This is a genomic window from Rhodococcus sp. H36-A4, assembly GCF_027158005.1.
Taxonomy (GTDB): domain Bacteria; phylum Actinomycetota; class Actinomycetes; order Mycobacteriales; family Mycobacteriaceae; genus Rhodococcoides.
The window spans coordinates 398,056-422,819 of record NZ_JAPVLQ010000001.1; the positions used below are offsets into that span (position 1 = coordinate 398,056).

Genomic DNA, 24,764 nt, shown 5'->3' on the forward strand with positions numbered 1-24,764 from the left:
GGAAGTAGAAGATGCCGCAATCGACACTATCGTCGGCTGTGAAGGCAAAATCGGCTCACGCTCCCCTGCTCGGCCTACACTTTTCTGATCATGAGCACTGTTTCGCTTGCGGAGCACTTTCAGTCACATCGCAGCCATCTGCTGTCAGTCGGCTACCGGGTGACGGGCAGTGTCGCCGACGCCGAGGATGCGGTACAGGAAAGTTGGATCCGGCTCGCGTCGGCCGACGCCGAGTCCATCGAGGATCTTCGAGCCTGGCTCACCACAGTTGTGGCGAGGATCTGTCGCGACCGGCTGAAATCGGCGGCTTCGAGGCGAGAAACGTATGTCGGACAATGGCTTCCAGAGCCCATTGTCACCGCACGCGACGTCCCGGCCGGGACTACGTTGTCGGTCGATCCGCTCCAGATCGTCGTTCGCACCGAGGACACCAGGCTCGCCGCCCTGGTGGTCCTGGACTCGCTCACTCCCCCGCAGCGCGTCGCTTTCGTATTGCACGACGGCTTTTCCGTCCCTTTCGACGACGTCGCTTCGATTCTCGATGTGAGCACTGCTTCGGCTCGGCAACTGGCCTCGCGTGCACGCAAGCAGGTCGACTCCACACCGGCGCCGGTACCGGATGCCGAGCACGACGCTGCCGTGACGGCGTTGATGGCCGCGTTGGCGACCGGTGACGTCGGCCGGGTCGCGCAGGCTTTGCACCCGGAGTGCCGAATGATCGGAGACAGTGGCGGCACCGCCCGCACGGCTGCACAGATCGTACGCGGCCCCGACAAGTGCGCCCACTTCTTCCTCGGGCTGGTGGCGATGTACGGCGAGAACACGCTCGGCTCGCTGGAACCGGCCTCGGTGAACGGCCAGCTTGGATACGTCTCGTCCGGCCTCGTCGGTGCACGAAGCTTTCCGGCGCGGGCCGGTGGGTTCACGGTGCGTGATGGTTCGGTCTGGGCGTCCTACGATTTCGCCAACCCGGCCAAGCTTCGAGGCGTTACGGTGCCGCTGGACTTTCCCAGGGAACCCGGCACGCATCGGAACTGAAGCCCTGCTCGGTGATCCCGAGAGCCGAATTGATCCGGGCACGCATGTTCTCCAGGCCGATCTGATACGTCAGCTCGACGACGCCGGCCCGGCCGAACCGGTCTTCCAGATCGGCGACCTGGGCGTCCGTCACCGCACTGGGGTCGGCCGTCATCACGTCGGCGTATGTGATCGCGGCTCGCTCGTCGTCGGTGTATTTCGTTGACGTCGTATAGTCGCCAATTTCTTGCAGCCGCTCGATATCGAGACCGTCGAGGCGTTGGGTCATCTTGCCGAAATCGATGCACCACGTGCAGCCGAGCGTCCACGCCACTCGGAAGACAGCGAGTTCACGGACACTCACCGGTAGCCGAGTCGAAGCTTTGTCTGCTGCGAGTTCCTGCGTCAGCGACGCGAAGAACAGCTTCGGATGGTTCGCGAACACGGCTAAGGGCTCAGGAACCTCACCGACCATCTTGGATGCGGCCTTGTACGCCATTCGGACCAGTACGGGAGCGTCGGCCGGGGCTACCGGCGGAATTCTCGACATGTCGTTCTCCTTCTCCGATGATGGGGTTCTTACCTCCTGGACGAGGCGCGCATACCGAATGTGACACCAGCTACGCTGCATGAATGTCCGCGGAGCACCGAAGCCGAACTGTCGAGCGTCTACGCCCCTTCGCGTCGACGATCTTCGCGGAGATGACAGCACTCGCTGTGGCGAGCGACGCGGTCAATCTGGGTCAGGGATTTCCCGACACCGACGGGCCTGCGTCCATGCTTGCGGCCGCTCGAGACGCCATTGCCGGCGGCCTCAATCAATACGCGCCAGGGTCGGGTATGCCGGTCCTTCGCGAGGCCATTGCCGCTGATCGCTCTCGCCGCTACGGCATCGACTACGACCCGTCCTGCGAGATTCTCGTCACCGTCGGTGCCACCGAAGGCATTGCCGCGACGATCCTCGGGCTCGTCGAACCCGGCGAAGAGGTTTTGCTGATCGAGCCGTTCTACGACTCGTATGCTGCCGCGATCGCGTTGGCCGGCGCCCGTCGGTCCACGGTCCCTCTCGTCGCCGATGGAACCGGTTTCGCCGTGGACCTCGATGCGCTCGAACGTGCGATCGGGGTGAACACCAAACTTCTCGTAATCAATTCCCCGCACAATCCGACGGGAATGGTGTTGACGCGTGATGAGCTCGTCCGGATCGCCGAGATCGCGTGCGAGAACGACTTGCTCGTCCTGACCGACGAGGTCTACGAGCGCCTGGTCTTCGAAGATTCCGAGCATGTACCGATTGCATCCATGCCCGGCATGTTCGAGCGGACCGTCACCGTCTCCAGTGCCGCGAAGACCTTCAACGCAACGGGTTGGAAGACCGGGTGGGCGCTGGGCCCAGCCGAACTCATCGATGCCGTGCGCTCGGCCAAGCAATTCTTGACGTTCGTCGGGGGAACCCCATTCCAGCCTGCGGTAGCGCACGCGCTCACCCATGAAGGCGCCTGGGTGGACGAACTCCGAGACTCACTGCACGCCAAACGGAACGTACTCTCCGCCGCGCTGACCAAAGCTGGTCTGGAGGTGAAGTCCAGTAGCGGAACGTATTTCGTCTGTGCCGACGTGGCACCGCTCGGTGAGACCGACGCCCTGAAATTCTGTCGCACACTTCCCGCGAGAATCGGCGTGGCGGCCGTCCCTGTCACCGCGTTCGTCGATCATGCCGAGCCGTGGAAAACTTTGGTGCGCTTCGCCTTCTGCAAAAAAGACGACGTGCTGGCCGAAGCGTCCGACAGACTGCTGAGACTCTGACAACCACCATGACCGCCAGAACCATCCCCGTCGCTTTCGTCGTCAATGCCACTGCTCTCGCGGCGAGCAGCGGCGTCGATCTGTCGTATCCACTGTCGATGGCGGGAATCGGACCGGAAACGTTGAAGGATCCGCGCGCACGACTCACCGCCGAACAGGTCACGTTGTTCACCCAGTCCGCATGGCAGATCACCGGCGACGAGCTGTTCGGATTGGCGTCGACGCCCATGCGGCGCGGCAGTTTTCGCGTCATCTGCCAGACCCTCATACACAGTCCCGACCTCGCGTCGGCGTTGAACCGGATGACGGAAACCACGCGCGTGCTCTCGGGACTTCCGACAATGACGATCACTCGCGGTGAGAGCACAACGCGATTGACGATGCCGCCGGTGGACAACACACATCTGCCGGAGCAGGCCAGGGAGCGGGCCGGCCAATTGCTGACCGACTTTCGAATGTTACTGGTACATCGCTTCGCCGCGTGGCTCATCGGTGGTCGAGTGAAGCTGCACTCGGTCGAACTGCCCTATGACATGGCCGATGCGGAAACCGCCAAGCTCTACGATCGAATGTTCGGCACCCGAGTGGCATTCGGTGCATCGGTCGCAGTCCTCGAGTTCGACAATGCCGCGATGCGAGCGCCGATCGTGCAAACCGAGGCGAGCCTGACGGACTATTTGCGTGAGTCACCGAACTTGCTGTTCACTGCGCGCGATTACGACAGCACCGCATCGTCACAAGTGCGACGAGCACTCGAACTGGGACTTCAGGGCCGCAGTCCAGCTACCGACGAGATCGCCGCCAAGCTGACGGTCAGTACCGCGCACCTTCGCCGACTGTTGCGGCAGGAGGGCACGTCGGTGAACCAGATCCGCGAAGAAGTACTACGCGACGCCGCCATCTCCGGGCTGAGTCGCGGCGATTCGGTCGACGACCTTTCTCACCAGCTCGGATTCTCGGAGCCGTCCGCCTTCCGACGGGCATTCAAGCGGTGGACCGGGCAGACACCGGGCGCGTATCGGTGAAGTACCTCTAACACAGGCAGAACTCGTTGCCCTCCGGGTCGGCCATCGTGATCCATGTACTCGGGCCGAGCTGACCGCGATAGAGGATCGATGCTCCTGTCTCGACGAGGCTTTCTGCCACCGCTTCGCGATTGTCTCCGATCCTCAGGTCGAAATGTAACCGGTTCTTCACTGTTTTCGACTCCGGAACCCACTGAAAGAGCACGCGCGGCGCCGAGGGTCGGTCGGGATCGACGATTGCGGCGCCGATCTTCCAGACGAGCCGACCGTGAAAGAGGAGTGTGTCGTCCTCGCTCGCGTGACCGGCGTCCACCATTTTCCTGATGAACTTCTCGTCCTGTTCCTCCACCTGCCACCCGAGGGTCGCAGCCCACCATGCGGCCTGCTCATGAGGGCTGTCGCTGTCTATCGTGACTTGAATTTCGTATCCCATGCGCACACGATAGGACACGAGGGCGACAAAATTCGGCAATCAATCGTTGGAACGTACGTTCGAATGTCGCTAGGATATCGGTCATGAGCGTGGAACTGCAGGGGTCGCTGTTCACCGACACCGACGAGGCCTTCGGTCCACTCGGATCCACGGTTACGCGACGCACTCTCACGAACGGCGCATGGATCGATGTCCGCCCCGGATGGGCGAGCACCATGGACTTGTTCGATCGACTCGTCACCGACGTCGATTGGCGAGCCGAGCGACGCCAGATGTACGACCGCGTGGTCGACGTGCCTCGTTTGGTGCGCTTCTACTCCGAGCACGAGAGCTGGCCCGAGGCACGGTTGCTCGAGGCCAAGTCTGCGCTCGATGCGCACTATCGGGCCGAATTGGGCGAGCCCTTCGCCACCGCCGGATTGTGTTACTACCGGGATGGATCCGACAGCGTCGCCTGGCATGGAGACAACATCGGCCGCAGCGCCACCGAGGACACGATGGTTGCCATCGTGTCACTCGGTGCCACCCGCCAATTGATGCTGCGTCCGCGTGGCGGCGGCGCATCGTTGAAGTTCACTCTCGGCCACGGCGATCTGATCGTCATGGGCGGTTCGTGCCAACGGACGTGGGAGCACGCCGTGCCCAAGAGCGCTCGTGCCACCGGCCCTCGCGTCAGCGTGCAGTTCCGCCCGCGCGGCGTTCGGTGACAGCGGCTGCGAGTGCATCGAGTTGCGCCGCTGTGGTGTCCCAGTCCAGGCAGGCATCGGTGATCGACTGACCGTAGGTCAATTCGTTCGCATGACCGAGCGTCAGGTCCTGCCGCCCAGCTTCGATGAAGCTCTCCAACATGAGACCGACGATCCCGTGCTCGCCTGCTGAGAGCCGTGCCGACACGTCCGTCACGACATCGACCTGCTTGTTGTGGTCTTTTCGGCTGTTGCCGTGGCTCGCGTCGATCACCACTCGCTCGGGAAGATTCGATTTCCGGAGCCGCGCGATGGTGTCGGCGACAGTCTCCGCGTCGTAGTTCGGACCGTCGGTGCCGCCGCGCAGGATCACATGGCAGTCAGGATTCCCGACGGTTCTGATCAACGCGGAATGACCGTCGAGGTCCGTTCCGGGGAAGACATGACTCGACGCCGCTGCCCGAGTTCCGTCGACCGCGACCTGAACATCGCCTTCGGTCGAATTCTTGATTCCGACGGGCATCGACAACGCGCTGCACAGTTGACGGTGCACCTGACTGGCTGCGGTTCGTGCGCCGATGGCACCGTAGCTGACCAGGTCCGCAATGTACTGAGGGGTGATGGGGTCGAGGAATTCGCATCCGACCGGAAGACCGAGACTCGAGATGTCGACGAGCAACTGACGGCCCACACGGAGGCCTTCGTTGATGTCGAAACTGCCGTCGAGATGCGGGTCGTTGATCAGGCCCTTCCAGCCGAGAGTGGTCCGCGGCTTTTCGAAGTACACGCGCATGACGATGTGCAGGCGATCATCGAGTTCGGCCGCCTTCGCGGCCAATCTCCGGGCGTAGTCCATCGCCGCGGTGGTGTCGTGCACCGAGCACGGTCCGACGACGACGATCAGCCGGTCGTCACGTCCGTCGAGAATGTCGATGACGCCGTCGCGCCCGCGTCGTACCACGGCCGCCACAGCGTCGTCCGCGGCATGCTCACGCCGAACGGTCCGCGGCGATAGAAGCGGACTGATACTGATCGTCCGTCGGTCGTCCAAAGCCGAGTCGTCGAGAGCGGGATCGCTGGTATTGATGTCGATTGTCATGAAGGAAGATCCTGTTCCCAGACCGACTCGTTCACGGTGAATCCACGCGCACTTCGAGCCGGTCTGATTCCGGCTCGTGGGGTGGGGTGTCAGCGCATGGTGTCGCTGGCTGACCCACCCGGGGCCGGCCTGCTAAACCAAAAATACGTGCGCGTCATGGGTTCGAGAGTAGCAGCTCTTTCTCCGGAGGCAGCCGAGCGCCTATGCTCATGCATGCAGTCGGTTCGCCCGCGGCCAAGAGGAGCCCCGAAGTCCGCAAGGGCGACGCAAGAGGGAACCCGGTGAGAATCCGGGATTGTCCCGCAGCGGTATGCAGGAACGACCGCCGTCTATCAAGCACTGGAGAAGCCTCTCTGGGAAGCGACGGCCACTAGGAGCGATCTCGAGCTTTCTTAGCAAGATCGCGCGCCTGCGAGTCCGAATACCTGCCTTCTGTGCTGCGCACGCCGTGCGTAGCGGTTCACCGCCCCGTGGAGTGGGCGAGTAGACCTGAAGTCTCGTCTTGGGCTCAGGCGTACTCGCGCGCACGGTGGTGTTCCACCCATCACGCCATGTATCTGGAGACACACGAAGTGACATTCGAATTCACTGCGACAGTTCTCGGTTCACCCCGAATCGGCCCGAAGCGCGAACTGAAGAAGGCTGTCGAGTCCTACTGGGCCGGAAAGATCGATGCCGCCGCACTCGGCGCTGTCGCCAAGCAGTTACGCGAGGACGACTGGCTTTCGCTGAAGTCCGCTGGGCTCGACTCCGTGCCGATCAACACCTTCTCTTATTACGACCAGGTGCTCGACACCGCAGTCCTCCTCGGAGCGCTGCCCGAACGGGTAAGCGCCATCGAGGACGATCTCGATCGGTATTTCGCCGCCGCGCGTGGCAACGACACCGTGCAGCCCTTGGAAATGACCAAGTGGTTCGACACCAATTATCACTACCTCGTACCCGAGATTGCACCGAGCACAACGTTCGCTCTCCACCCGGAGAAGATTCTCGGCGAGCTGAACGAGTCTCGCGCACTGAACATTCCGGCCCGCCCGGTGATCGTCGGTCCAGTCACATTTCTGCTGCTCTCGAAATCGGTCGGCGGTGACGCTCGGCTGCTGGACCGCCTCGACGAAATCCTCCCGCTGTACGCGGATCTGTTGACACAGCTGTCCGACGCGGGTGCCGAATGGGTCCAGATCGACGAGCCTGCTCTGGTCGCGGATCGAACCGAAGCCGAACTCGCCGCCGCCGGACGCGCCTACGACTACCTCAGCGCCGTCGAGAGAAGGCCGGCAATAATGGTGGCGTCGTACTTCGGGTACCTCGGTGACGCATTGCCAATACTGGCCTCGACCGGCATCGAGGGGTTGTCGGTCGATCTCACGGGCCCGGGAACCGTCGAGCAGGTCGCTGCGGTGCCCGCTCTGGCGAGCAAGCTTCTGGTGGCAGGCATCGTCGACGGTCGCAATGTCTGGCGGACCGATCTGGACCAGGCCCTTGCCACGCTGGCGAGCCTGTTGGGCAGCGCTGGCGCGCTCGCCGTGTCGAGTTCCTGCTCGCTACTTCATGTTCCGTACACGCTCGAAGCCGAGACGAGGATCGTGGATCCACTGCGGTCGTGGCTGGCGTTCGGCGCAGAAAAAGTCGAGGAGGTGACCGTGCTCGCACGTGCACTTCGCGAGGGAACCGATGGCGTTGCAACCGAACTCGCCTCTGCACGGGTCGCGGCGGAATCACGTCGCACCGACCCCCGAGTGCACAACAGCGCAGTTCGCACCCGACTCCAGGGTGGTGTGGCAGTCGATCGCAGTCCCGCCGCAGAGCGTCGGGTGGCCCAAGCGGCTCGACTCGACCTCCCATCGCTCCCGACGACGACGATCGGTTCGTACCCGCAGACAACCCAGATCCGTCTCGCCAGGGCCGAATTGCGCAAGGGCGAGATCGACGACGCCGAGTACGTGCGTCGCATGCAAGCCGAGATCGCCGATGTCATTGCACTGCAGGAGAAGTTGGGCCTCGACGTTCTCGTGCACGGCGAGCCGGAGCGCAACGACATGGTGCAGTACTTCGCGGAGCAGCTACACGGCTTCGCGGCCACGGCCAATGGCTGGGTTCAGTCCTACGGTTCACGTTGCGTGCGTCCGCCCATCCTGTTCGGTGATGTGAGCCGGGCGGGTGCGATGACCGTCGACTGGATCGCCTTTGCTCAATCACTGACGGACAAGCCGGTCAAGGGCATGCTGACCGGACCTGTGACGATCCTCGCGTGGTCGTTCGTTCGCGATGATCAACCGCTGGCCGACACCGCGGATCAGGTCGCACTGGCCATCCGCGACGAGACCGTCGACCTGCAGACGGCAGGAATCGCGATCGTCCAGGTAGACGAACCTGCACTACGCGAACTGCTCCCCTTGCGCACAGAGGACAAGAAGGCGTACCTGGAGTGGGCTGTGCGTGCATTCAAGCTGTCGACGTCAGGGGTAGCGGATTCCACGCAGATCCATACTCACCTGTGCTACTCGGAGTTCGGCGAGGTGATCGATGCGATCGTCGCACTCGATGCCGATGTGACGTCGATCGAGGCCGCTCGCTCCCACATGGAAGTCCTCGACGATCTCAATGACGTCGGATTCGATCTCGGTGTAGGTCCAGGTGTGTACGACATCCATTCACCGCGGGTTCCGAGCGTCGAGGAGATCACCGCTTCCTTGCAGGCGGCATTGAAGGCCGTTCCTGCTGGTCGTTTGTGGGTCAATCCGGATTGTGGGCTGAAGACCAGAGGTAACGCCGAGGTCGAAGCCTCACTGCGCAACCTCGTAGAGGCCGCTGCTCTGGCTCGCTAGTTTCGACCCCTGACTGCACACTGTCTGGCCCGACCGGCGGAATCCCGTCGAAACGGCGAGATAGTGTGCAGTCGGTCCATATAGGTTGCGAACAACTTAAACGTGCGCTACCTTTGTGCACGTGACCAACGAACTCGCACTCGATCGCCAGGTGTGCTTTGCGTTGTACTCGGCATCGCGAGCCACCACTGCCGCCTACCGTCCGATCCTCGACAAACTCGGGATCACCTACCCGCAGTACCTGGTACTCCTGGTGCTGTGGGAAAAGGACGGGCGCGGCGTCCGTGACATTTGCACCGCCCTCGATCTCGACACCGGGACGTTGTCCCCGCTGCTCAAACGGCTCGAAGGCCTCGGCTTCATCGAACGTAGGCGCCTCACGTCCGATGAGCGAAGAGTCGAGATTCACCTGACCGAAGCGGGCAGCGCGCTACGCAGCGAGGCAGCCGGCATACCGATGCAACTCGCCTCGCAGACCGGCATGAGCGTCGACGAACTCACCAACCTCAAGAACGTCTTGGCCGCACTGGCCGACGCACTCCACCAAGAAAAGGGATGACTGTGGCTACCATTTACACCGCCGAAGCATTGGCAACCGGAGAAGGCCGCAACGGCCGCGCCCGCAGCTCGGACGGTCGTCTCGACCTCGAACTCGCGATCCCCGAGGCCATGGGTGGCAACGGCCAGGGCACCAATCCGGAGCAACTGTTCGCTGCAGGTTACGCAGCCTGCTTCCACTCCGCCCTGCAAATGGTCGCCCGTGCGAACAAGGCAGATGTGACGGACTCAGCTGTCGGTGCCCAGGTCGGCATCGGCCCCAACGACGCCGGCGGATTCCAGCTCGAGGTCACGCTCGAGGTGACGCTACCGAATCTCCCCCACGACGAGGCCCAGGCACTTGCTGACAAAGCCCACCAGGTCTGCCCGTATTCCAACGCGACCCGCGGCAACATCGATGTGACCGTCACGGTCACCGAAGACTAGGAGTATCCCTTGCGCGCCAAGGAAATTCATCTCGCTTCACGTCCACACGGTGAGCCGACGCCGGAGAACTTCCGCACCGTCGAGATCGACCTTCCCGAACTTCAGGATGGTCAGGTACTCGTCCGCAATATCGTCATGTCCGTCGATCCCTACATGCGCGGCCGGATGAACGACGTCAAGTCGTACGTTCCGCCGTTCCAGGTCGATGCACCGCTCGACGGCGGCGCCGTGGGCGAGGTAGTCGATACCCGCAGTGACGCTTTCGCAGTCGGCGACGCCGTGCTGCACGGGAAGGGATGGCGGGACACCGCTGTCCTCGACGGCAGATCGGCCATGAAAGTCGACCTCGACAAGGGGTCCCCTTCTGCCTACCTCGGGGCTCTCGGCCTGACCGGGCTCACCGCCTATGTCGGTCTCACCGCGGTGGCACAGTTCAAGCCCGGCGACGTGGTGTTCGTCTCGGGTGCAGCGGGCGCCGTCGGTTCACTGGTCGGCCAGATCGCCAAGGCACTCGGAGCGTCTCGCGTAATCGGTAGCGCAGGTTCCAAGGCCAAGGTTGCTCGGCTACTCGAGCTGGGCTTCGATGCTGCGTTCGATTATCACGACGGTTCGGTGACGAAGCAGCTCGCCGAGGCCGCTCCGGACGGAATCGATGTGTACTTCGACAACGTCGGCGGCGACCACCTCGAAGCTGCCATCGCGTCGATGAACAAGAACGGCCGAATTGCACTGTGCGGAGCAATCTCTCAGTACAATTCGACCGAAGCCACTCCTGCGCCTCGAAACTTGGCTCTGGCCATCGGCAAGGAACTCATGTTGAAGGGCTTCATCGCCGGCTCCTACCAGCATCTCGCCGGTGAGTTCAGCGGGAAGATGGCGACATGGCTTGCCGACAACGTCATCGAGTGGGACGAGACCGTTGTCGAGGGTATCGACAACGCGCCGCAGGCATTCATCGGTCTGCTCCGCGGTGAGAACACCGGAAAGATGATCGTCTCCATCTAGAACGCCAGAGGACAGCTCTGCCGTCGCGTCTTCGTTACAGCGCTCGTGTTGCACCGACAGATCCGACGTTAGAGTTGTTCCATGGCACGCGCACCGCTTCCCCTGCGTGACGGCCTCGGTCCTACCCGGATTCGAATGCCGGATACCGAGACCTTCCCCACCGTCGTGGACTATCTCGTCGATCGTTTCCCACACGATGAGAGACGTCTGCGAGAAAAAGTCGCGGCACGGGAAGTGGTGGATGCGGCAGGGATGCCCCTCGACCCGAGCTCACCGCTCGTTCCGCGCAGCGATATCTATCTCTATCGCGATCCACCGCTCGAACCCGTCGTGCCGTTCCCGATCGACATCCTCCACCACGACCGAGACCTGTTGGTCATCGACAAGCCGCACTTTCTGGCGACGATGCCCCGTGGGGCGTACATCGCCAGGTCCGCGCTCGTGCTGATGCGCCGAGAGCTGGGTCTGCCCGACCTGAGCCCCGCCCATCGCCTCGACCGCCTGACCGCGGGAGTGCTGATCTTCACCGTCCGCCCCGAAGTTCGCCGTGCCTATCAGGAATTGTTCGCACAGCGGGCCGTGACGAAGGTCTATCACGCCGTGGCACGATTGGATCCGGAGCTCGAGCTTCCACTCACGCTGCGTAGCCGAATGATCAAGGTACGCGGCGTACTTCGCGCCGAAGAAGTACCTGGCGAACCGAATGCCGAAACGCATGTCGAGCTCACCGACCACAACCTGAGTCACGGTCTCTACACTCTACGACCCACCACCGGACGCACACATCAACTGCGCCTTCACATGAACTCGTTGGGGGTGCCGATTCTGGGTGACAACTTCTACCCCGACTTCTACGACGTCGCCGGTGACGACTATTCGCATCCACTGCAGCTGCTGGCTCGATCGATCGAGTTCCGAGATCCGTTCACCCAGACGATTCGAACTTTCGTCAGTACTCGCACACTCGAACTCCCTAGCGGGGCATAGACAGAACATCGCCGTGTGCGGCATTCTCCTCGGCAATCTCCGCCGTCCGAACGTTGATTCGATGTGAAAACACAGCCAGCGCCATCAATCCGATCGCGACGCTGGCCAGCGCACTGAATCCCTCCTGAGCAAAATCGACCAACGCGTTCAACAGCGTGAAGATCAAGGCCGCGATGCGAAGCATGTGCAGTGGCCACAATTTTCCTCGACGAAGCCGAATCGCCGACGGCAGTGCGAGCGCAAAGGTCAGCACGGAGGACACGAACAGAATTCCGCTCGCTACCCCCATACCCTCGACCTCGATATTCATGTCGCGAGTATCGAGATGGAGATTCCCGAGAACCAACTCGACGATCCCGAAGACCACGCCCAGGAACGACACGAGGGTCATGCCCCACGCAAAAACGGACACCCATCGAGGGCTCTTGAAGAACTTCGGGATCAAGCGAGGCGCGAACTGCTGGGCGTCGTACAGGCGTGCCGATCCGGTCCTGCAGTTCTCGAGAAGGAGTCGGAGCCCGGCAATGGTCGCGGCATCCTCGCCCTCCGCCTCGGCCCGGTCGACCATCCGCAGAGCCCACGCGCGCCGGTGGTCCGGCAATCCGTGTGCGATGCCATGCGCGGCTATCAGTGCCGCGTTGGCCAACGTCTCCTGATGCGACGGACGTCGAATGTCGCGCACGATTCGATTACCCACGAGGACGACGACTACGAGCACATACATGATTTCCGAAGACGGGCCGTAAAAGTAGTCGTTGTCCTTCGTGACGAATTTGCCGACCTCGTCGAGGAACAGGCCGAATCCGATACCGCCGAGCAGGACGGCAAGTGCGCGGACCGCGAACCCGATGAACATCCACCCGATCAACAGGGCGAACATCATCAGGGCGCCGCCGTACAGCGCGTGTGCGATGTGAAGGGTTTTACCGCCGACCTGTGGGTAGTCGGTCAATTCCAGATACAGGCGAGTGAGCAGAATCGTCGCGATGGCGATGATCATGAAAGCCTCGGCCGCCGTCGAACCGTATGCATCTCGCACGACACGCGAGCGGCGTAGAGGTGCTTGCTGCGACGTAACGTCGGTGGTCACATTCACAGTATGTAGGTCGAGAGGACGCTCGATCACTACTTCGGCGATCGACTCACCCTGCGCATCACCGTTTGACAAATCCGTTTGCTGAAACTGCAATAGGTGCATGGCCAGCCTTGAAGCGGACTTCGACGACATCATCGCAGCTGTGGGTCCACGTCTGAAGCGACTACGCGGCGAGCGTGGCACCACGCTCGCCGCACTCGCCGAGACGACCGGAATCTCGCTCAGCACACTCTCCCGACTCGAATCCGGCGACCGAAAACCGAGCCTGGAGCTACTCCTCCCGATCGCCCGGGCGCACCAGATCCCCTTGGACGAACTCGTCAGCGCGCCACCCGTCGAGGATCCGCGGGTCCGCTCGGCTCCGATTCGACGCGAGCACGTGACGATCCACCCCCTTACCCGACGACCGGGTGGGATGCAGGCATACAAGCTCGTCGTCGATCCCGCTTGCACCGACCCTGATCCTCGCGTTCACGAAGGTTACGAATGGCTCTACGTTCTCAACGGCAGATTGAGATTGGTACTCGGTGAACACGACATCGTCATGAAGCCGGGCGAGGCCGCGGAATTCGATACACGCGTGCCACATTGGTTCGGTGCGGTCGACGATCGACCAGTGGAGATACTGAGTCTCTTCGGCCCCCAGGGCGAACGCATCCACGTTCGAGCATCACCTTCGTGAGACTTGGAGCTTGTCCTTGTGTACCCGTCGACTGGGTGTGGGAGAGTGGGCGCGTCTGCGCAATGGGCAGCAGAACCGAACCAAACCAATAAGGAACCGCTCATGATCGATAGAAGTCCCGACACAATGACGTCTCGGGGACCAGCTTCACGCACCGATGTAGACATCGCGACGGGTGTCCTCGTCGGCGTTCGCGGTGGGAGTGTCGCGCGGGCAGTAGAGGATCTTTTCGCGACCGCCCGAGACAATCGCGTCAGCCTGTTCGAACTGTCCCGCACAGTGATCACCATCGCCGAAGGCAGGGACGGCGGTGAACCGGAAACACGTCGGGTCGCCCTGGCCCGATGGGGAACTGCACTCGCCACCCAGGAACAACTGATCGGAAGCTAGCAACTGCTGCGAACGCGTGAAGAAGCGGTCAGCCGAACACGATGGCCAGAATCACCGAAGCCGACGTCGCAGCAATTGCCAAGATGATCAACGATGCCACCACGCGCTGCCGAATCGGACGACTTCGGTCGCCGTAGGCACCGTTCGAACCGGGAAGGTCGTCGTCGAGAAAGTCGTCGGAATCGACGCCCACCTCGTCGAAGTAGACCGTGTCGCGAGGTGGAACCCACTGTTGGCCGTTCGCACGGATAGCCGAGGACAATCGTTCGAGTCGAGCCTGTGCCGGGGCCGGGTAGTACTCGGAAGGTGCGTTTATCGGTAGGCCTCGTGCCAACGAGATCGGCGACCGATAGCGCGCTTCCAATGCTGCGAACGCAGCTGATGCGGTGGGATCGCCGTCTGCTTTCGAGGTCAGGAACCAGGCGGCGCCCGCTGCTGCACGTTCGCCCATCAGCAGATGGGTGTAGGCGAGTAGTTCCAGAATCGGCTGGGACGCTGGCGTCGTACGAAGTGCCGCATACAGTCGGTCCCGAGCGTGTGCATTGTCCCCACGCGCAAGATCGCGCTGGGCTTCCTCGATCACATCCACGGGCCAAGCCTAGCGAGTTCGAGCCGGCGGGCACATTACAGACGTGCTCGACGACCACGGCACCCCAACATTCGTCCGCTGGGGTGCCGTGGTCTTATCGCTGTCGAGGCTTCGCTGACACTCAGGCCTCGGCGTAGACCGTGCCTGGCCGCAGCATCAGTGCGAGTGCGATGGTAGCCGCGGTGCCGATGAGGATCACCACAACGACCAGGTTCAATCCACTGACAGTGGGTGCGATACTCCCCGCTATGGCGGACGATGCCAGGATTACCGTCGCGATAGATGCGCCGATCCCCTGCCCGGCAGTTCGAACAACTGCATTCAAACCGGTTGCTTCGCTGGTGTTTTCGACCGGAACAGACTCGACGACGAGGTTCGGGAGCGCAGTGTAGGCGAACGATGTCGCGATGGACACGGTGACGACCATTGCGAACATCCCGAGCTTGGCGTCGTTGAACGCGTAGAGCAGCACCGCCGACACCGCATACATGAGTCCGCCGATGAGCAGCGAAACGCGAGAACCCACCGTTCGTGAGAGACGCCCGCTCAACGGAGTGAAAGAGAAGCCCAGCAACGCGCCCGCAAGTGTCAGAGCCCCAGCCGCGCTGGGTGACATGCCGAGACCGAAAGAGCCACTGGACGGCGACTGCAGGACGATGGGGACGATCAAGTTGCTGATTCCGAAGGGACCCACCGCGAGGGTCAGCGTCGCGAGCATCGTCAACGCGAGTTTGCGATCGGTAAGCAGACGCACGTTCGCAATCGGGTCGGTCACGCGAAGCTCCCACAGAACCCACAGCGCGAGAACGACCACACCGCCGACAAGCAGGCCGAGGGTCTTTCCATCGGTCCAACCCCATGAACTGCCCTTGGTGATGGCCAGCAGGATTCCCGCGATGGCGGGTGCGAATGCGATGGTGCCGATCCAGTCGAGCTTTTGGGTGGTCCCGACGGGGGGAAGCCACGGAAGCACGAACGCCACGAGCAGCAACATGCACGTCGCATATACAGCCGCGACGATGAAAATCATGTGCCAGCTCGCGTAGTCGATCATCATGCCGGCGATGAAGGCCGATCCAGCGCCGGCAGCCACGGCGGTACCCGAGATGACCGCGATCGCAACCGGAACCTTCACGTTGGGCAGATGCGCACGTGCCAGTCCGATGCACAGCGGAAGAATCGCACCTGCAACGCCTTGGATGGCGCGGCCGCCGATGATCGCGCCCACGCTGTCGCCGATGGCGCTGAACAACGAGCCGAACGTGGCGATAGCCAGGACGATGATCAAAACCCGCTCACGCCCGTACATGTCACCGAGACGTCCGCACACCGCGGCAGAGGCAGCGGCAACCAGGAGGAATGCGGTCACTGCCCAACCGACCGTCGCAGCGTCACTGTTGAAGTCGCTGATGATGGTCGGGATTGCAGCGAACACCATCGAGGTTTCGAACGCGCTGATGACCTCGACCAAACTGAGAACGAGGATGATCACCGCAGCCGAACGCTTTCTCGTGTAGCGGGCAGCCTGCGGCGCCATCGTCTCTGGAGCCACTGAACCTGGACTCGTCGTCATCGACGTCCCCCAAGTGCTGGTCGCGAGACAGGGGTGGTCATCGCGCACGGGCGGCTTCGATCCTCGAACTCGAATCGAGTTGACTTGTCGTGCAGCATTTTTGGTCCTTGACTCCTCAGGAGGCGGCACATTCCCGCTCGGTAGAGCCAAAAAGTAGCAGTGGCCGACAGCACAATGGGGATGAATTCTCACTGGGTGAAAGTCCGGAGGTTTCGGCGCCGGGTTTCCGATCTCGCTCGCCGCTCGAGAGAACAAAAAAAGCCCCACTCGGATGAACCGAATGAGGCTTGATACTGAGACTGTGGTGGCCAGGGCCGGGATCGAACCGGCGACCTTCCGCTTTTCAGGCGGACGCTCGTACCAACTGAGCTACCTGGCCGGGCGGCACCGGTGACAATGCCATGTACTGAGCTGAACTTCGTACTGATTTATTAATTCGGTGTCTACACCGAACTTGCGACCCTGACGGGACTCGAACCCGCGACCTCCGCCGTGACAGGGCGGCGCGCTAACCAACTGCGCTACAGGGCCTTGCGTCGAACTCAACTGGCGCAAACTTTAGCAGGTGATCAACCCGCTTCGAACCGCACCAGCCTGCAAGAGACTGCTGTACTGCACACCGGATTGTCAATTCCGGCGATCGAACGTACCCCCTACGGGATTCGAACCCGCGCTACCGCCTTGAAAGGGCGGCGTCCTAGGCCGCTAGACGAAGGGGGCCCGCCGAACTGCTCGAACTTGTAGCTACTCGAACTACGAGCTTCCACAATCTCGAACTGCTCTGACGTTACCCTCAACGGCATTCCGTTGGGAGCTTGGATAGCTTAGGGCACTTCTTCCGAAAAACTCAAACCGGCAGGTCAGAGGCGCTTTTTGAGGCCGCCGGCTCCAGCGGTGGCCATCCGACACGTTGCCAGGCGTCCAACCACTGAGGTGTTGCCATCGCATAGAGGAGCACTTCGAGGGATTCCTGGAACAGCGCACGCAGTTCGGTGCTGTCCGACACGAGGTCGGCCATGAACCGCTGACCCGCCAGTGACGCGCTCAGCACCCTGGTGAATATGTCCGGGCCGAACTCCCGCTTCATGTCGCCCATCTCCTGGGCCTTACGTGCCAATTCGTGTCCGGCCAGGCCCCATGCTCGGCCACTCCCGGATTTGACCTCGCTGTAGAACTCCGGTTCGACGATCAGCCGAAACTCGGCTCGAACTATGACGTCGGTCTGAAATCCGAGCGCGATGTCGTCGATGATGCCGCGAATGATTTCGAAGGGATGCAGCGTCGAGCCCTGCCACTTCTCGGTGATAGCGGTGTACCTCTCCAGCGCAGCTACGAGCACTGCCCGGGCCAGATCTTCCTTTGATTGGAAGTGGAAGTACATCGCACCCTTGGTGGCGTTGGAGCCCTCCAAAATCGCATTGACGGACGCAGCCGCGTATCCACGTCGGGCGAACTCCGTCGCCGCAGCCTCGACGATCGCCGCTCTGGTCCTGCGTGCGCGCTCTTGTTGTGCCATTACTTTTCGTGCCTCCGAAAAAAGCGCTCTGCATATCAGCAGTCCATACCGCTGACCGAGCGTACGTCACCATGTCCTCGACAAAGCTGTTCATAGCCCCAGAAATACCTGAGAAACCCAGAAAACAGACAAATCGACGACGAGAAACAAACAATCCGAGTGGTACGCTTCACCCGGCTCGAGTGCGCTGCAGGGGGTGCGCACTCGAGCCACTAGCTCACGCAGGGCAGGGTGGACTCTCCCCGAGAAGCGCATACTTTACAAATAATACCCCACTGTAAGGCCCCGAACCGGTCGGCCGACTTGCCGACGGCCATCAGAGCCAATCGCGACGTTTGAAACTCCACCGCAATCCTGTCGCCAGTTCGCTCAGCAGCACAGTACTCAGCCAGACGCCGAGAGCGCGGTCGTAACCAGGGAACGGTGTGTTCCGACCGAAGTATCCCCTCACCCTGGCATGCATGGCCTTGATCGCCGCCAACGCCGTGAGCTTCTCCATAGCCTTGTTCAACGAATTACCCTGCATTGCAGGACCTGTCGACAAAATGACCTCGATCGCATCACGAAGGCCCCCGCCCCCTCCGTCAGCCGAAGCGATTGGTCCTACAAGTACTGCGACTTCGTCATCGACTCGATGCCGGTTCGGCATGAGCAAGCCTTTTCATACCTCGGCCACCGGCAGAACCACCTTGGATACTGCGGCGACCCAAAGCCGAACTACGAAGTTGCGCAACTGAATATCGCGAGCCGGCATCCTCGCGTCGATCAAAGACATCCTCGATCGACTACACATACTCCTCCAGTCAATCCACAACGGTGCCAAGAGGTCGAACCACGAGAAACGCCTTGATTCAATGTGTTTCGGTGACAACTTCCCAACCCCGGTTTTCCTCGACGCCTCCTGGGCGGCGCACCCATTTCGATGGTTATCCGATTGCCCCAGTCCAGGTCTCGGAAGAATCGGATAACGATTCGAACTCGACCGGTCGCTGACAACTCGCGACGTCAAATTTGGACATAGTGTGATCAAGGACACACAAGGCCGGTCGTGGATGACGAATTCGGGTGACAGCATGGTTGTCAAAGAGCTCTTATATCGCTGGGCAGGAATAGTTTTCATTACCGCACTGATCGCTACCCATCCGTGGTCGGTCAGCGCCGATCCCGTGACGGACTTCATCACGCCGAAGCAGGATCCCGCGTCTGCCACGGCCACATCGCTCTCGGACCCATGGTTCGACGCGCCTGCCGGATACGAGAATTCGAGCCCTGGAGCCATCCTCGGCACCCGGCAGGTAAACGTCGGCCCACTGATCACACCGGTGACCTCCACCCAGATCCTGTTTCGATCCACCGATTCCAAGGACCGCCCCGTCGCAGCTGCCACCACCGTGATCGTGCCCACCGCACCATGGACCGGAAAAGGCAGTCGACCTGTCGTCGCCTACAACATGGCAATAGATTCACTGGGCAACACGTGCGCACCGTCGTGGACACTCCCGCGCGGTATTGCACCGGAAATTGTTGCAGTGCAGCTCTTTCTGGCCAAAAGCTATGCAGTGGTGGTCACCGACCACCAAGGCCCCCGGCAGGCGTATGCCGCCGGACGGATGGCCGGACACGCAGTACTGGATGCACTGCGAGCAATGGTCGCTCTACCGCAGTTGGGGCTCGACAAGAAATCTCCGATCGCCGTGACCGGTTATTCCGGAGGCGCAATCGCATCCGGTTGGGCCGCGCAACTCGCACCGTCCTACGCCCCGGAGGTGAACATCGTCGGTACCGCGTTCGGCGGTGCGCCGATCGACTACCGCATTCTGCTTGGATCCATGAACGGAACCAATGCAGCATCGACATTGTTTCTCTCCGCAGCACTCGGCGTCGCCCGCGAGTACCCGGAAATGTTCCAACTCATGAACGCGAACGGACTTCGGCTCGCGCAGATCGCGAAGGACATGTGTGTCTATCTACTCGCCCCTGGCGGGCTGGTGGCACCGATACCCGTCCAAGCACTCTCGGACATACCGAACGTGGATCGCACTCCGATCGCGGAGGAGATCATTGCTCAGACGCGGATGGGCGGCGACCTCGCACCGTCGGCCCCAGTCTTCATCTACCAAGGACAGCAGGAATTTTGGATCCCCCGAGAAGGCGCCGAGACCTTGTACGACGAATGGTGCGCCCACGGATCCGACGTCCGGTTGGAGGAATACCTCGGTGAGCACATGACAGTCGCAGTGTCGGGCTTGCCTGGTTCCCACGCGTGGATCGACGAGCGGCTCGCCGGAATCCCCGCGCCCGAAGGTTGCAGCAGCTTCGGCAAATAGCTGCTCGACACTCTTTGGGGGTACCTGCCTGCCGACTGGGAACACCCATTACACTTTCGATCCGCGCCCCTATAGCTCAGTTGGTAGAGCTACGGACTTTTAATCCGCAGGTCGTAGGTTCGAGTCCTACTGGGGGCACCGAGGAGGTCCACGCGGTGGCGGATGCCGTCCACCGCGTGTTCGGCTCGGACGCCCTCAATCTCCACCGACGGCCCGGGCAACATCCGAAATACATCGTCGTACACTTGGTAACAGTTCGGCTACGGGGAACGAACTGTCAATGGGGAATTGAACTGCTACGGGGGCAACTACGCCTTGGTTCCCGGCCGACTACTGTGCGCCACGCAACTCGGGAGCGTTCACAGCGAAGTTACGGTGCCGTAGGCTAGGTCCGGATATCGGCAATGTATGGAGGCAATGTAATGGCGAGGGATCTGACACAGCTGGAGCTGCTACACGAGCTGGTTCCTGTTGCGGAAGACAACGTGAACCGCCACATGTCGATGGCGAAGGAGTGGCACCCGCACGATTACGTGCCGTGGGACGAAGGCCGCAACTTCGCCGCACTCGGTGGGGTGGATTACGACCCGGAGCAAAGCAACCTCTCCGAGGTAGCGCGAGCAGCGATGATCACCAACCTGCTCACCGAGGACAATCTGCCCTCGTACCACCGCGAGATCGCCGAAAACTTTTCGCAGGACGGCGCCTGGGGCACCTGGGTGGGACGGTGGACCGCCGAGGAGAACCGGCACGGCATCGTCATGCGCGACTACCTGGTGGTCACCCGCGGTGTCGATCCGGTCGCGCTCGAGCAGGCCCGGATGATTCACATGACCAACGGTTTCGCCTCACCGGCGGGCGCACAGACCGGGCTGTTGCATTCGGTCTCGTACGTCACCTTCCAGGAACTCGCCACGCGCGTCTCGCATCGCAACACCGGCAAGGTGTGCGACGACCCGATCGCCGACCGGATGCTCCAGCGCATCGCGGCGGATGAGAACCTGCACATGATGTTCTACCGCAACGTCACCGCTGCAGCCCTCGACATCGCGCCGGATCAGACGTTGGAAGCGATCTCGCATATCGTGATGAACTTCCAGATGCCCGGTGCCGGGATGCCGAACTTCCGCCGCAACGGTGTGTTGATGGCCAAGCACGGTATCTACGATCTGCGTCAGCACCTCGAGGACGTGGTGTGGCCGGTCCTGCGGAAGTGGCAGATCTTCGAACGTGAGGACTTCACCGGCGTCGGGGAGGCCAAGCGTGAAGAATTGGCCGTGTTCCTCGAAGACCTCGAGCGTCAGGCCACCAAGTTCGAAGAAATGCGTGATCGTTCCCTCGCACGCGAAGCCGCCAAAGCGGAGGCTCGCGCCTCCTGAACTGAGATTCCGTGTGCCCGGTACCGGTATCGGTGCCGGGCACACGGCATTTCTCCCGTCCACAGATTCAAGAGGCTTCTCCCATGACATTGCAGATCGGCTCACTCGAGCTGAACAGTCCCGTTGTTCTCGCTCCGATGGCAGGTGTGACCAATGTGGCGTTCCGCACATTGTGCCGAGAGCAGGAGATTGCGCGCGCCGGCAGTACTTCCGGTCTGTATGTCTGCGAGATGGTCACTGCTCGTGCGCTCGTCGAGCGCCAGCCCGCCACGATGCACATGACTACCTTCGGTCCGACCGAAACCCCGCGGTCACTGCAGCTCTACACCGTGGATCCGGACACGACCTACGCCGCGGCGAAGATGATCGTCGAAGACAACCTCGCAGACCACATCGACCTGAACTTCGGTTGTCCGGTCCCGAAGGTGACGCGAAAAGGCGGTGGCGCCGCGCTCCCCTACAAGCGCAAACTGTTCGGACGCATCGTAGCGGCGGCGGTGAAAGCAACAGAGGGAACATCGATTCCGGTGACGGTCAAGTTCCGCGTCGGTATCGACGAGCAACATCACACGCATCTCGACGCCGGCCGGATCGCGGCAGGCGAAGGTGCGGCAGCCGTTGCGCTGCACGCACGTACGGCGTCGCAGCGTTACTCGGGAACAGCCGACTGGAGTGAGATCGCTCGGTTGAAGGAGCACGTCACCGACGTCCCCATTCTCGGCAACGGCGATATCTTCTCGGCGTCGGACGCGGTTCGAATGATGGCCGAAACCGGTTGCGACGGAGTCGTCGTCGGTCGAGGTTGTCTGGGACGTCCTTGGTTGTTCGCCGAACTCAGTGCACGCTTCGCGGGGCACCCGGAGCCTACGCCCCCGACGCTCGGCGAGGTCGCAGTCATCATTCGTCGCCATGCCGAACTTCTGGCTGCACACCATGGTGAGGACAAGGGCCTTCGTGAGCTACGCAAGCATGTGTCGTGGTACCTGCGCGGTTTCCCAGCCGGATCCGACCTGCGCGTGGCGATGGCATTGGTGAAGACCTTGACCGAATTGGACGATCTTCTCGGCCAACTCGACCCATTGGTGGCATTCCCGAAAGATGCCGAAGGCCCACGTGGCAGACAAGGTTCGCCCGGCGTTGTGTCGCTGCCCGAGGGATGGCTCGACGACCCCGAGGACGATCGAGTGCCGGTCGGAGCAGATTTGATGAACTCCGGCGGCTGACCGAAGTAATGACCGCGATGATCGAGAGTGGACCCCACAGGTTTCCTCAGTATCATTGCGGGAATCGCCTGACTCGGCGGCAAGAGAGATACGCGGAAGGCCAGGTTCACATTCGTGGGTGACGATCGAGACTCGGGCCCACCTGCGCCCGAAGGACGAGCTCCCTGGGAGCGTCCGATCTCCCGAATCTCACACGAGCCTCGGTCACCCAGTGGTGCGCCGGTGCCGCCGAATCCGCCTGCATCCTCCCCGTCTGCATCCTCCCCGCCCGCCTCCGACCGCAAAGTGCCCGAGCCGAACGCCACGTCCTCGGACAGCGAAACCCCCAGCGGCAAATTCAACCGGCCGGGTAATCGTTCCTCTCGAAAGTCCGACTCGGTATCGGTCGCCGACCTCGTGGACAAGATGGCCGACGACGATCCACCCGCCGAGACGCCGCCAGTGCGCGTGTGGCCCAGCCGGCCCGAGGTCGAAGACCCCACGGAAAAGATCGACCCGATCAAGGACTCGACGCCGCCACCGGTGAGCCCACCCCCGGTTGTCGCGCTGCCCGAGGCCGTCGGCGTCCCTGCCGATGATCGCCCGGTTCTCACCCGCTTGGCCATGAGCAAGGTGCGTCGGCAAAAGCGACTCCGCAATATCGGCCGCGGATTCGTCTCCCTCGTCGCCGTTCTCGCCCTTGCTCTCACCGGAATGGTCTGGGGATATCTTCGTAGCACCGACAAAGGCTTTGCGCAGGTCGCCGCTCTGGACCTGGATTCGACGGACGTCGTGGACGCTGCCGGTCAATATGGTGACGAGACTTACCTGATAGTCGGAACGGACACTCGGACCGGTGCCAGCGGCGAGGTCGGCGCCGGCACAGTGGCCGATGCCGAAGGCGCTCGCTCGGATACCGTCATGCTGGTCAACATTCCTGCTGATCGAAGTCGTGTCGTCGCGGTCTCTTTCCCACGCGACCTGGACGTTGTTCGTCCTGAATGCGAGGGCTTCGACAACGCCACCAACACGTACACCGGTGAGATGTACCCGTCCGCGGACGGCGACAAGCTCAACGCGACCTATGCGCTCGGCGGACCCAAGTGCCTCGTCAAGACGATCCAGAAAATCTCCGGCTTGAAGATCAGCCACTTCGTCGGTATGGACTTCGCCGGATTCGAATCGATGGTGGACGAAGTCGGTGGTGTCGAAGTATGCACGCCGCAGCCCCTGATCGACTATGAACTGGGCACCGTGCTGGAAACAGCTGGGGAGCAACGTATCGACGGCCGCACGGCGTTGAACTACGTACGGGCACGCAATATAGAAAGCGAGGGCAACGGTGACTACGGGCGTATCAAGCGTCAACAGCGGTTCCTGTCCTCCCTCCTACGCTCTGCGCTCTCGAACAAGGTCCTGCTGGACCCAGGCAAGCTCAATGGGTTCGTCAGTGCATTCACCAGCGACACCTTCGTCGAGAACGTGAAGACCAAAGACCTCGTCACTCTCGGCCGTTCCCTGCAGAACGTCGATGCAGGAGCCGTCACCTTTCTGACGATCCCCACTTCGGGTACCAACGACTGGGGCAACGAGATCCCGATCGACGACGCCATCGCCGTGATCTTCGATGCCATCATCAACGATGAGCCGTTGCCCGGTGAAGAACGTGAAGATCCGCCGCCCAGCGCGGAGCCGTCGATTCAACCGACAGTGCCGCTGCTGGCAGTCGATCCGACAACCGTCTCGATCCAGGTCTCCAATGCTTCCGAGATGGTGGGGATGGCAGCCACTGCGTCCAGCGAACTGTCCACCTACGGTTTCCAGATTCTCGATGTCGGCAACTTCGTCGGAACAGCCAAGCAGACTGTCGTCCGCTACTCGGAGGGCCAGGAATCCGAGGCTGCAACGGTGGCGTCGGCGATACCCGGTGCAGTCATCGAGCAAGCGCAGGGGCTCGACAGCATCGTCGAGGTCGTGCTCGGCTCGGACTATCCCGGGTACACCACTGCACCGACGGCGTTCGGTGAGCCGATCGAAGCTACGCAAGTTCAGGGTTCGACCGAGGGCGCGCCGTTGCCCGAGGATCTCTCGTTCACGAACGCCGCCGACGATACCTGCGCCTGAGCAAGGCATTCACGCT

Annotated in this window: 23 protein-coding genes, 4 tRNA genes and 1 riboswitch; of the genes, 16 read left to right on the top strand and 11 right to left on the bottom strand. The window is 61.9% G+C overall.

Features of this window, described 5'->3' with window-relative positions; genetic code table 11:
* The first annotated feature begins 90 nt into the window (after positions 1 to 90).
* Positions 91 to 1,038: a sigma-70 family RNA polymerase sigma factor gene (locus O1W68_RS01855; RefSeq protein ID WP_269301188.1), complete on the top strand. Its 948-nt coding sequence runs from the start codon at positions 91 to 93 to the stop codon at positions 1,036 to 1,038.
* On the opposite strand, the gene O1W68_RS01860 is transcribed toward O1W68_RS01855, so the two are convergent.
* Positions 989 to 1,567, bottom strand: a complete 579-nt coding sequence (locus tag O1W68_RS01860; RefSeq protein WP_269301189.1) for a carboxymuconolactone decarboxylase family protein — start codon at positions 1,565 to 1,567, stop codon at positions 989 to 991. The two genes, O1W68_RS01855 and O1W68_RS01860, sit on opposite strands and share 50 nt — an antisense overlap.
* 83 nt (positions 1,568 to 1,650) lie before the next feature.
* On the opposite strand from O1W68_RS01860, the gene O1W68_RS01865 reads away from it, so the two are divergent.
* Both O1W68_RS01865 and O1W68_RS01870 read left to right on the top strand, forming a co-directional pair.
* The gene (locus O1W68_RS01865) at positions 1,651 to 2,823 is read left to right on the top strand and encodes a pyridoxal phosphate-dependent aminotransferase (RefSeq protein WP_269301190.1); all 1,173 of its coding nucleotides are present in this window, start codon (positions 1,651 to 1,653) and stop codon (positions 2,821 to 2,823) included.
* Positions 2,824 to 2,831: 8 nt separating this feature from the next.
* Positions 2,832 to 3,848: an AraC family transcriptional regulator gene (locus O1W68_RS01870; protein WP_269301191.1), complete on the top strand. Its 1,017-nt coding sequence runs from the start codon at positions 2,832 to 2,834 to the stop codon at positions 3,846 to 3,848.
* A gap of 7 nt (positions 3,849 to 3,855) precedes the next feature.
* Here the strand turns inward: O1W68_RS01870 and O1W68_RS01875 are convergent, their stop codons facing one another.
* Complete coding sequence (locus tag O1W68_RS01875; protein WP_269301192.1) at positions 3,856 to 4,281, bottom strand: VOC family protein; 426 nt, start codon at positions 4,279 to 4,281, stop codon at positions 3,856 to 3,858.
* A gap of 83 nt (positions 4,282 to 4,364) precedes the next feature.
* Here O1W68_RS01875 and O1W68_RS01880 point away from each other — a divergent pair, with 83 nt between their 5' ends.
* Entirely contained in the window at positions 4,365 to 4,988 is a 624-nt protein-coding gene (locus tag O1W68_RS01880) for an alpha-ketoglutarate-dependent dioxygenase AlkB (protein ID WP_269301193.1), read from the top strand.
* On the opposite strand, the gene O1W68_RS01885 is transcribed toward O1W68_RS01880, so the two are convergent.
* Positions 4,954 to 6,066, bottom strand: a complete 1,113-nt coding sequence (locus O1W68_RS01885) for a 3-deoxy-7-phosphoheptulonate synthase (protein WP_269301194.1) — start codon at positions 6,064 to 6,066, stop codon at positions 4,954 to 4,956. The genes O1W68_RS01880 and O1W68_RS01885 overlap by 35 nt on opposite strands.
* 203 nt (positions 6,067 to 6,269) lie before the next feature.
* A riboswitch (cobalamin riboswitch) is annotated at positions 6,270 to 6,513 on the top strand.
* 125 nt (positions 6,514 to 6,638) lie between these two features.
* Here O1W68_RS01885 and metE point away from each other — a divergent pair.
* The 5 genes from metE (at position 6,639) to O1W68_RS01910 (ending at position 11,870) form a co-directional block, all read left to right on the top strand.
* Complete coding sequence (gene metE / locus O1W68_RS01890; RefSeq protein WP_269301195.1) at positions 6,639 to 8,894, top strand: 5-methyltetrahydropteroyltriglutamate--homocysteine S-methyltransferase; 2,256 nt, start codon at positions 6,639 to 6,641, stop codon at positions 8,892 to 8,894.
* Positions 8,895 to 9,015: 121 nt separating this feature from the next.
* Positions 9,016 to 9,453 (top strand): MarR family winged helix-turn-helix transcriptional regulator, encoded by a 438-nt coding sequence (locus O1W68_RS01895; protein ID WP_269301196.1) that lies wholly within the window; start codon positions 9,016 to 9,018, stop codon positions 9,451 to 9,453.
* Between the two features lie 2 nt (positions 9,454 to 9,455).
* A complete protein-coding gene (locus O1W68_RS01900) occupies positions 9,456 to 9,878 on the top strand; it encodes an organic hydroperoxide resistance protein (protein ID WP_269301197.1) in 423 nt (140 codons plus the stop codon).
* A gap of 9 nt (positions 9,879 to 9,887) precedes the next feature.
* Entirely contained in the window at positions 9,888 to 10,883 is a 996-nt protein-coding gene (locus O1W68_RS01905; protein WP_269301198.1) for an NADP-dependent oxidoreductase, read from the top strand.
* Between the two features lie 81 nt (positions 10,884 to 10,964).
* Complete coding sequence (locus tag O1W68_RS01910; RefSeq protein ID WP_269301199.1) at positions 10,965 to 11,870, top strand: pseudouridine synthase; 906 nt, start codon at positions 10,965 to 10,967, stop codon at positions 11,868 to 11,870.
* Here the strand turns inward: O1W68_RS01910 and O1W68_RS01915 are convergent.
* Positions 11,857 to 12,870, bottom strand: coding sequence for a hypothetical protein (locus O1W68_RS01915; RefSeq protein WP_269301760.1), 1,014 nt, complete (start codon positions 12,868 to 12,870; stop codon positions 11,857 to 11,859). The genes O1W68_RS01910 and O1W68_RS01915 overlap by 14 nt on opposite strands.
* Before the next feature lie 196 nt (positions 12,871 to 13,066).
* On the opposite strand from O1W68_RS01915, the gene O1W68_RS01920 reads away from it, so the two are divergent.
* Together O1W68_RS01920 and O1W68_RS01925 are read left to right on the top strand one after the other, a co-directional pair.
* Positions 13,067 to 13,648, top strand: coding sequence for a helix-turn-helix domain-containing protein (locus O1W68_RS01920; protein WP_269301200.1), 582 nt, complete (start codon positions 13,067 to 13,069; stop codon positions 13,646 to 13,648).
* Between the two features lie 102 nt (positions 13,649 to 13,750).
* Entirely contained in the window at positions 13,751 to 14,038 is a 288-nt protein-coding gene (locus O1W68_RS01925) for an ANTAR domain-containing protein (RefSeq protein ID WP_269301201.1), read from the top strand.
* 28 nt (positions 14,039 to 14,066) lie between these two features.
* Here O1W68_RS01925 and O1W68_RS01930 read toward each other — a convergent pair whose 3' ends face one another.
* The 7 genes from O1W68_RS01930 to O1W68_RS01960 all read right to left on the bottom strand — a co-directional run bounded on the left by O1W68_RS01930 (position 14,067) and on the right by O1W68_RS01960 (position 18,242).
* Complete coding sequence (locus O1W68_RS01930; RefSeq protein WP_269301202.1) at positions 14,067 to 14,627, bottom strand: DUF6584 family protein; 561 nt, start codon at positions 14,625 to 14,627, stop codon at positions 14,067 to 14,069.
* 121 nt (positions 14,628 to 14,748) lie between these two features.
* A complete protein-coding gene (locus O1W68_RS01935; protein ID WP_269301203.1) occupies positions 14,749 to 16,200 on the bottom strand; it encodes an MFS transporter in 1,452 nt (483 codons plus the stop codon).
* 302 nt (positions 16,201 to 16,502) lie between these two features.
* Positions 16,503 to 16,579: transfer RNA gene (locus O1W68_RS01940), tRNA-Phe, on the bottom strand.
* Positions 16,580 to 16,657: 78 nt separating this feature from the next.
* A tRNA-Asp gene (locus tag O1W68_RS01945) sits at positions 16,658 to 16,731 on the bottom strand.
* Positions 16,732 to 16,847: 116 nt separating this feature from the next.
* Positions 16,848 to 16,920, bottom strand: a tRNA-Glu gene (locus O1W68_RS01950).
* Positions 16,921 to 17,047: 127 nt separating this feature from the next.
* Positions 17,048 to 17,716, bottom strand: coding sequence for a TetR/AcrR family transcriptional regulator (locus O1W68_RS01955; RefSeq protein WP_269301204.1), 669 nt, complete (start codon positions 17,714 to 17,716; stop codon positions 17,048 to 17,050).
* 316 nt (positions 17,717 to 18,032) lie between these two features.
* A complete protein-coding gene (locus O1W68_RS01960) occupies positions 18,033 to 18,242 on the bottom strand; it encodes a hypothetical protein (RefSeq protein WP_269301205.1) in 210 nt (69 codons plus the stop codon).
* Between the two features lie 526 nt (positions 18,243 to 18,768).
* On the opposite strand from O1W68_RS01960, the gene O1W68_RS01965 reads away from it, so the two are divergent.
* The 5 genes from O1W68_RS01965 to O1W68_RS01985 all read left to right on the top strand — a co-directional run bounded on the left by O1W68_RS01965 (position 18,769) and on the right by O1W68_RS01985 (position 24,748).
* On the top strand, positions 18,769 to 20,043 hold the full coding sequence (locus O1W68_RS01965; RefSeq protein WP_269301206.1) for a lipase family protein: 1,275 nt from the start codon (positions 18,769 to 18,771) through the stop codon (positions 20,041 to 20,043).
* 65 nt (positions 20,044 to 20,108) lie between these two features.
* Positions 20,109 to 20,181 (top strand) — tRNA-Lys (locus tag O1W68_RS01970).
* Between the two features lie 284 nt (positions 20,182 to 20,465).
* Positions 20,466 to 21,422: an acyl-ACP desaturase gene (locus tag O1W68_RS01975; RefSeq protein WP_269301207.1), complete on the top strand. Its 957-nt coding sequence runs from the start codon at positions 20,466 to 20,468 to the stop codon at positions 21,420 to 21,422.
* Positions 21,423 to 21,505: 83 nt separating this feature from the next.
* Positions 21,506 to 22,645, top strand: a complete 1,140-nt coding sequence (dusB, locus tag O1W68_RS01980; protein WP_269301208.1) for a tRNA dihydrouridine synthase DusB — start codon at positions 21,506 to 21,508, stop codon at positions 22,643 to 22,645.
* A gap of 114 nt (positions 22,646 to 22,759) precedes the next feature.
* Positions 22,760 to 24,748, top strand: coding sequence for an LCP family protein (locus tag O1W68_RS01985; protein ID WP_269301209.1), 1,989 nt, complete (start codon positions 22,760 to 22,762; stop codon positions 24,746 to 24,748).
* Positions 24,749 to 24,764: the final 16 nt, after the last annotated feature.

Bases quoted from the DNA above. Each gene is read 5' to 3' on its own strand.
- O1W68_RS01855 (WP_269301188.1), top strand. From the start codon at position 91: ATGAGCACTGTTTCGCTTGCGGAGCACTTTCAGTCACATCGCAGCCAT.
- O1W68_RS01860 (WP_269301189.1), bottom strand. From the start codon at position 1,567: ATGTCGAGAATTCCGCCGGTAGCCCCGGCCGACGCTCCCGTACTGGTC.
- O1W68_RS01865 (WP_269301190.1), top strand. From the start codon at position 1,651: ATGTCCGCGGAGCACCGAAGCCGAACTGTCGAGCGTCTACGCCCCTTC.
- O1W68_RS01870 (WP_269301191.1), top strand. From the start codon at position 2,832: ATGACCGCCAGAACCATCCCCGTCGCTTTCGTCGTCAATGCCACTGCT.
- O1W68_RS01875 (WP_269301192.1), bottom strand. From the start codon at position 4,281: ATGGGATACGAAATTCAAGTCACGATAGACAGCGACAGCCCTCATGAG.
- O1W68_RS01880 (WP_269301193.1), top strand. From the start codon at position 4,365: ATGAGCGTGGAACTGCAGGGGTCGCTGTTCACCGACACCGACGAGGCC.
- O1W68_RS01885 (WP_269301194.1), bottom strand. From the start codon at position 6,066: ATGACAATCGACATCAATACCAGCGATCCCGCTCTCGACGACTCGGCT.
- O1W68_RS01910 (WP_269301199.1), top strand. From the start codon at position 10,965: ATGGCACGCGCACCGCTTCCCCTGCGTGACGGCCTCGGTCCTACCCGG.
- O1W68_RS01915 (WP_269301760.1), bottom strand. From the start codon at position 12,870: ATGATCATCGCCATCGCGACGATTCTGCTCACTCGCCTGTATCTGGAA.
- O1W68_RS01920 (WP_269301200.1), top strand. From the start codon at position 13,067: ATGGCCAGCCTTGAAGCGGACTTCGACGACATCATCGCAGCTGTGGGT.
- O1W68_RS01925 (WP_269301201.1), top strand. From the start codon at position 13,751: ATGATCGATAGAAGTCCCGACACAATGACGTCTCGGGGACCAGCTTCA.
- O1W68_RS01935 (WP_269301203.1), bottom strand. From the start codon at position 16,200: ATGACGACGAGTCCAGGTTCAGTGGCTCCAGAGACGATGGCGCCGCAG.
- O1W68_RS01955 (WP_269301204.1), bottom strand. From the start codon at position 17,716: ATGGCACAACAAGAGCGCGCACGCAGGACCAGAGCGGCGATCGTCGAG.
- O1W68_RS01960 (WP_269301205.1), bottom strand. From the start codon at position 18,242: ATGCAGGGTAATTCGTTGAACAAGGCTATGGAGAAGCTCACGGCGTTG.
- O1W68_RS01965 (WP_269301206.1), top strand. From the start codon at position 18,769: ATGACGAATTCGGGTGACAGCATGGTTGTCAAAGAGCTCTTATATCGC.
- O1W68_RS01975 (WP_269301207.1), top strand. From the start codon at position 20,466: ATGGCGAGGGATCTGACACAGCTGGAGCTGCTACACGAGCTGGTTCCT.
- dusB (WP_269301208.1), top strand. From the start codon at position 21,506: ATGACATTGCAGATCGGCTCACTCGAGCTGAACAGTCCCGTTGTTCTC.